The 7,196-nt window shown below is 45.4% G+C and carries 7 protein-coding genes; 2 read left to right on the forward strand and 5 right to left on the reverse strand.

The annotated features are described in order from the left end of the window. Positions 1-254: 254 nt before the first annotated feature. The 4 genes from abc-f to FS806_RS21925 form a co-directional block, all read right to left on the reverse strand. Complete coding sequence (abc-f, locus tag FS806_RS21915; RefSeq protein WP_144940929.1) at positions 255-2,243, reverse strand: ribosomal protection-like ABC-F family protein; 1,989 nt, start codon at positions 2,241-2,243, stop codon at positions 255-257. Positions 2,244-2,404: 161 nt separating this feature from the next. Continuing rightward, complete coding sequence (locus FS806_RS25925) at positions 2,405-2,557, reverse strand: hypothetical protein (RefSeq protein WP_186328482.1); 153 nt, start codon at positions 2,555-2,557, stop codon at positions 2,405-2,407. A 162-nt stretch (positions 2,558-2,719) separates the two neighbouring features. After that, positions 2,720-2,923, reverse strand: a complete 204-nt coding sequence (locus tag FS806_RS21920) for a hypothetical protein (RefSeq protein ID WP_144940932.1) — start codon at positions 2,921-2,923, stop codon at positions 2,720-2,722. Positions 2,924-3,048: 125 nt separating this feature from the next. Then, on the reverse strand, positions 3,049-3,765 hold the full coding sequence (locus FS806_RS21925; RefSeq protein WP_144940935.1) for a hypothetical protein: 717 nt from the start codon (positions 3,763-3,765) through the stop codon (positions 3,049-3,051). A 491-nt stretch (positions 3,766-4,256) separates the two neighbouring features. Between FS806_RS21925 and FS806_RS21930 the strand changes: the two genes are divergently transcribed. Both FS806_RS21930 and FS806_RS21935 read left to right on the forward strand, forming a co-directional pair. After that, positions 4,257-4,751 (forward strand): PH domain-containing protein, encoded by a 495-nt coding sequence (locus tag FS806_RS21930; protein WP_144940938.1) that lies wholly within the window; start codon positions 4,257-4,259, stop codon positions 4,749-4,751. A gap of 179 nt (positions 4,752-4,930) precedes the next feature. Next, positions 4,931-6,253 (forward strand): PH domain-containing protein, encoded by a 1,323-nt coding sequence (locus FS806_RS21935; RefSeq protein ID WP_313960612.1) that lies wholly within the window; start codon positions 4,931-4,933, stop codon positions 6,251-6,253. Between the two features lie 734 nt (positions 6,254-6,987). Here FS806_RS21935 and FS806_RS26370 read toward each other — a convergent pair. Further along, the coding region (locus FS806_RS26370) for a hypothetical protein (RefSeq protein ID WP_222126745.1) at positions 6,988-7,196 on the reverse strand (209 nt) is incomplete at its 5' end.

Below are 7,196 nucleotides of genomic sequence, written 5' to 3' on the forward strand. Positions count from 1 at the left end.
TCTCCAAAAAGACGTGCATTTTCGCTTTAGAATAGGGTACTCCGCAGTTTTTTCCAGAAAAGACCTGCAGTGTTGATTGTCTTTTACACAATTCGAAGGTGAAACCTATACTTTTAATTTAAAAAAGCACCGGAACATCCTGATGTCCACGGTGCCTAATGACGGATATGCATTTTTCACTGTTTATAGTTCGATGTTGTTCAAAGATTCTCTTTCTTCCGGAAACTTTTCTTATCCGTTCCTTCCGACTGTATCTACTCCCCGGCCTCCATCCAAATCCGGTAGAGTTCATCCAGGTGCTGTTGAAGCTTGGTCCGTTCCTCAAGAAGCGGATTCCATTCTTCGGCCGATTCCCAAGACAAGGAGGCCAATTGCTCATCCAGTGCCTGAATCCGGGATTCCGCTGCGGAAATCTCCTGCTCCCACTGCTCCGGTGAGCCGGGCAGATGCTTCTCGCCGACAGGGGTGCCCGCCTTCTTCCGGCCGCTTGCTTCCGTACTCCCGCTTGTTTCCCGCTGCCTGTGCAGCGCTCCTTCCGTTGGGTCCTGTTTGGTCCTCCGCGCTTCCTTGACCTGCTGCTTGACCGCGACATCATCCTTTGCTGCGGACTGCGCCTCCCGCTTCTCCCGGTATTCATCGTAGTTTCCCTCATGAACGGTAAGGGTTCCCTGCTCCAGAGCCCATATTTTGCGTGCCAGCCGGTTGATGAAATACCGGTCGTGCGATATCGCCAGCAAGGTGCCGGGGAATTCCTCCAATGCTTCCTCTAGCGCTTCTCTTGAATCAATATCGAGATGATTGGTCGGTTCGTCCAGCAGCAGCAGATTTGGCTTGCGGAACATTAGCAGCGCCAGGCGCAGCCGGCTCCATTCCCCTCCGGACAGATTGGCCACACGCTTGAACACGTCGGCCCCATAGAACAGGAATCGCGCCAGCTCTCCCCTCGCTCTTCCTTCCTCCATGGCCAGCTCTTCACGAAAATACTGCAGCACGGTTTTATTCTCTTCCGGCGGAGTTTCCTCCTGTGCCAAATAGCCGATCTGTACGCGCGAACCCAGGCGGATCTCGCCTTCGTCCTTCCCGGCCGGGTCAAGCAGCAGCTTCAATAATGTGCTCTTGCCCGATCCGTTGCGACCGATCAAGGCGGCCCTCTCGCCATAGAGAAGCCGTGCCCCTATTCCGTTCAGCAGCCGCTGTTCGCCGTAGGCTTTGCTTACCCTGTCCAGCTCAATCACCTGACGTCCGGAACGGTCCTCCTGCTGCAGCTGCAAATCCATAGCCTTGCGTTCCAAGATCGGCCGTTTCAGCTTCTCCATGCGGTCAAGAGCCTTCTGCATGGATGCGGCCCTCCGATGAAATGACGGATTGGGAGGATTCGCACGGTTTCCCCATTCGATTAGCTGCTTTATCGTTTCCTGCATTTTTTTGATCTTCTTCTGCTGCTCTTGATAGTCCGCGAACTGCTTCAGCAGGCGGGCTTCCTTCTCCTGCTGGTACCCCGAATAGTTGGTATGGTAGACAAAGGCTTCGCCATCCTCGATCTCGATGATCTTGACTGCGACTTTGTCCAGGAAATACCGGTCGTGGGATACTACCATCACCGTCCCGGAATACGAGCTCAGGAACGTCTCCAGCCATTCGATGGCATCCATATCCAGATGGTTGGTCGGCTCATCCAGAAGCAGAAGGTCCGGCCTCTGCAGCAGCAATGCCGCCAGGCCGACCTTCGTCTTCTCCCCGCCGGACAGCGAGGGGAAGGGCCTGTCATACTGCTCGGCAGGAATGCCCAGGCCGGCTGCCACCCGTTGAATGGAAGCCTCCATCTCATAGCCCCCGTTCTGCTCGAACAGCTCCTGAAGCTTCCCGTATTTGTCCAGCAGAGCGCTCAGCCGCTTCCCGTCCGAAGCCACCTCGGGGTCCGACATCCGGACCTCCAGCTCCTTCATTTCCGCTTCCCACTGCCTTACTTCCTTATATCCCTCCGCCAGCACCTCGTAAACCGTCCGGCCGTCTTCATAAGCCGGCACCTGATTCAGCAGGCCGATCCGGGCCCCTTTGCGGATGAACACCTGGCCTTTCTCGGGCGTCAAGGTGCCGTCCATGACCCGGAAAATCGTTGTTTTTCCCGTTCCGTTGCGGCCTATGAGACCAACCCTTTCTCCTTCCCCCACTTCAAAAGTAACATTCGACAGCACCAGATTCGCGCCGTAATATTTTTGAACTTGCTGCAAGCTTACAATCATTATGATCCTCCTCCGGGCGGCCGACTCCCCGGACCGGAACCAACGGCCCCGCAGTTTCCCAAGCCTTCCGACGGCTTGCAGGACGCGGGATACCGCCGCTTAAACAAAAAAAGACCGCAGGGAACACTTCCCCGCAGCCTCAAATGTACATAGCCATCCGTTCAGGTCAAGGCAGGAGAGTCTTTCGCCATAATTGTTGTATTCGTATAAGCATAAATGGACATACGTATCCCGTTGTATGCTGCAGCAAAGATAATGCCAAACAATGCCAGCGGCAGTTGGCTAATACGAATACGGGCAACAAAGCGATTCATCCCCTACCTCACCTCCTGTCCGACTCGTCTGAACGAGTCCATAATTGATTAACATTATATCCCAATAAAATCAGAGTTGTAAAGGCTAAATTTTTCAAGCAATCCAAGATAAATTATTACTTGTTATTCGTACCATACCTCGATAAAGGATTGCATTTCACATCATTTTTTGGGTCCTTCCATTTTTTCAATAATCTCATCCTTTACATTCCGTAGTTCTTGTCGAACTTTTTTTAGTTCTTCGTTAACTCCAGAGTGTTTTATTGCAAATTTAACAACAAGAAAGACTCCATATAGAAATAAAGCAAGTAACAGGATAATAAAAATAATCGGAACTATAGCAATCATTCCGGCAGAGGAACCCATTTAACCCCTCCTTTTGGTATTTTCCACATTATAACATACTTATAATAATTGTTAACGATTAGAAAATTTGAAAGAAAGGTCCATTAAAGAACCTTTCTTTCAAATAGCATGTTCTATTAAAAATATTATTCCTGTACTATATCAGCCCACAACGTCATAGAATGACTAGCTCCGTTAACTTTGTATTTGAATTCGGCACCTTGAAAAACTTCTACGTATACTAGTATAGCCAATTCTTTTTCCTGAAAATTAAAAACTGCAAGACTCTCCCAATCAGGATGTATGTATTCGTAAGTATTAACAACAATACTTTCTCCGCCAACTAAACCATATGCTACCACTTTTTGTCGAGGGCGTGACACAAAATCCGTAACATTCGAGTTAGTTTCAGGGTCTTTAGTAATTTGAGAGATGATTTGGCCGCTCGTTGTATAGCCCAAAAGGCCAAAGGCATTAGCTGAAAGTTCACCATTACCATAGACGCATGCCCAAACAAAACCTCTCGAACACTTATCCCCTTTATATTTCATGCTGTTACCTATTTTCAAGCCTTGAGTGGACACCCCAGAAGGCTCTTCACTTTGATCAACCTCCATTATAAATCTGCCTTCTTGTCTCATTTGTTCAATAACCGCTTCCAACTCTTCTTTACTACCTTTGAATTCTTGCCTAGTAATGGTGACTTCTACATTACCTTCGCGCTTGATCTCCGTTGTAGACTTAATCTCCTTTAAGCCATAAAACTCTAGACTACTACTAATATCCTCCTTTGCAAATACAGTTCCAACACTTGTTAAAGAAAAGAGTAGAACAACAAGGCAAACCAACTTAATCTTTTTCATTCATGGATCCTCCTTCCTTTTATGTATCTATTATCCATTATTATCCTTAAAATGTAAACTATTTTATGATAGTTATTTAGAACTATTTTTTATAATTAAGAAATAGTTACGTACTTCATAACTACTTAGACAGTTTATTAATGAAAGGTGTCACGCAAATTCAAATAAATTTATTTAGATTACCTTAAATTCGACTTAGTACAACAAAAAGAAACTTGGTAGGATTCACGGGTCTGTGCTTCGTTTACATGACACCTTTCTTCGTTTCCGTAGGAATGGGCTTAGTTTTATAAATTTATCACGCGAGTTAAGAATAATTTAAGGGAGCGTTTCCGGTGAGTTAAGAAAGATAACCTATAATAGATTAGTAGAAATCCTATAACGGTTCAGGTAACCGCAGCAATATATGGAAAAGCCATTTATGCTTTACGAAGCGGCGTGAAAAGATGATATATTAAAATACGGAGTTTGCAAATACAGGCGGTGAATGTATGTATTCTCAATTGAATGCCCCCGAGCAACGTTTATCCAGAGATGCGGTCAAGGTATGGATCATTCGCGAAATCTTATCTAACCTGATCGTACTCATTATCCTCGGGGTCTTATTTTATCTGGACGCTCGATTTTCCTGGAAAGAGTGGATTGGCTGGATTCTGATCGGTATTACCGCAATCTATGTGCCGGTAGCGATTTGGTCTTTCATCAGCCCGTTCCTGCTTTATAAAAACTGGCGTTACGATGTCAGCGAGGAATTTTTGCAGTTAAAATCAGGGGTATTATTCGAGAAGCATCAGCTTGTCCCGATGACCAAGATTCAAGCGGTGGCCACCAATCAGGGGCCGTTGCTCAGAAAATACGGACTCTGCTCCGTTTCCATTGAAACGATGGGTTCCACCCATTCCATACCGGCTCTTCCGAAACAGGACGCTATCGACTTAAGGAATCAGATCGCTCAATATGCAAAGCTTAAGGAAGTGGAACAATGACTGGAGCCAAGCGATACCATCCGCTTCTTATCCTTTTCGACCTTTGGAAGCTGATCAGAAATTCCGGTTTTATCGCCCTCTTTTTATTCGTGATTAAAGCCGGCTCGGATTCGTACTTTATAATCTATGGCAGGCTTATTTTTTTGCTGGTTTTCTGAATTTCGCTTATTTCCATCGTACTGAAATGGTTCACCCATAAATATGTGCTGGATGACGTTTCCTTTCATCTGTACAAAGGGGTTTTCAACAAAACGGAGCAAACCGTTCCTTTCGCCAAAATTCAAAACGTTCACCGTCATACTTCGCTGTTCCATCAATTATTTAAAGTAACCTCCATCCACTTTGAAACCGGAATGGCCGGTGATGATGCAGCGGTTAAATTCGAAGTGATTTCCCCAGCGGAAGCCGATCGGATGGAAGCGAAAATAGCAGGCGCCGACCGGGACGGAAGAGCGGAGCATTTGAATGGCGGCGATTTGGAGCAGGCTGCTTGCCAAACGGCATTACCCCGGCAGATATCGAATCGGAGCATCCATTTCGAGCCGACGAGGAAGGACATTATTAAGGCATCCTTTACTTCCTTAAGCTTCCTGGTCCTCATTCCGATTCTCGGGTCTTTGTATTCCAAAATCGATGATATTTTTCATGTGGAAAAACAAGCCGAGGGATTATTTAAGAGTATCCTGAGCTCCTGGTGGATGATAACGATCATCATCATTGTCCTCGCCGTTGCTTCTACCGCTTTCGGAATTGTCAGGACCTTTCTTAAATATGGGAAATATCAAATTTCTTCCGATCAAGATCGCATTTATATATCCAAGGGTGTGCTGGATGAAACCGCCTTTTCCATTTCAAAAGAAAGGGTACAGGCCGTCATAATCTCGCAATCCTTGATGAAAAGATGGCTCGGGCTGGCCGAAGTGAAACTGATCAGTGCAGGCAGTGCCGGTAATGAAGAGCTAGGGGTCAATTCCCTCTATCCCTATCTGCCGGTCCGTCGGGCCTATGAAATGGTATCGGAAATTTTACCGGGCTACGAGGTTTCGCAGAACATGCTCCGCCTTCCGGCCAAATCGTTGTGGATGCGCATGCTGCGGCCAAGCTGGATCTGGATCTTGGCAACGGCTGCCCTGTTTTATTTCAAACCGACCGTTTGGAAAATGGAGCAGGCCTGGTGGATGCTATCCATAGCTCTGCTTATTCTTGTCGTTATGTCCAGATTGCTGGATTTCTTCAACACGCGGTATCTGCTGAAGGATCACTTCATCCAGTTTAAAACCGGAAGTCTGGCTACCAATTTATTCGTGTCCAAACGGGAGAAGGTCATAGAAGTCCATATAACCCGGAGCCTATTTCAAAAATGGATGGGCCTCGCGTCTATCGAAACCATTAATCGGGCCAAACCGGTTCATCACGCCAGTGTGACTGATGTGCCGTTGGAGGCCGCCCGATCGTTCTACCATTGGTATGGGGGACGCCAAAATGACATCAAGGTGGAATGATGGGGGCATAATGCAGGAAAAACAGGTATTTTTCCAATTTCCGAGTATTACAAGTCTTCTTCTATTCTGGAGCATGCTTCCCTTGAAGGAAAGCATGGAATCAATATTGATAAAAGCCCCTCTTCCTTACGCCTTTGTCATTTCTTTTACGAACACGATCTTGGAATTGGGATTTTTACTAAATGAGTTTTAATGAACATCATTCTAGTTTTAAGTCCTTAGGTTTTTGTTTCACGTTGAGAATTCTGAAGATGAAAAATGGCTTGTTGAACAGTCTGATATTCGCAAAGTAAAATCAGATTTATTTTTTTATTCCGTTCGAATTTCTCACGAACTATATATGTGGTGCTAAAGAAAGCAATCATTCCGTTCCGAAGAAAAGTGCCTCCGTTCAAAGATCTAAACCATTCAAAAAAGTAAAGTTAAGCTTCGTAGCAAAAGTCCATTAACACCACAATAGAGTCGGGCCCAAAACGTCCATTAAATGGAGTCGATCCTCCTGTTCGATGGAGGTTTATAAATTATTTTTCGAGGATCCGGACAATTTATATAAATAACGAGGAAAAAATCAAAACTCTGTATCGTAGAGAAGGAACGTACTAGTTTCTCTTTCGTTTACAGGTCCAGTCCATTTTGACATTTGATAACGGTGATTACCTTATTTCTGCTTCCTCCGAACATCGACCATATTTTATACGGACAAAGCCATTTTTTCGCGAATCGTAACATATCATTCAAGAATCCCTATTTAATATAATAACTTCATTAAATTCCTCCTGGCCATTGCTCCAGGTTATTTGGATATTAATTCCACCATCTTCTATAGCATCAAAAGTATTGAATCCATTATTTTGCTCATTGAATTTACTGGACAGTGAAAAGTTCTTGTCGAAAAATTCATGGGAATAAAGGTTAAAGGTGCATACAGGAAAAGTAACCCAAT

The sequence above is a fragment of the Paenibacillus sp. 32O-W genome, from assembly GCF_007679495.1.
Taxonomy (GTDB): domain Bacteria; phylum Bacillota; class Bacilli; order Paenibacillales; family NBRC-103111; genus Paenibacillus_L; species Paenibacillus_L residui.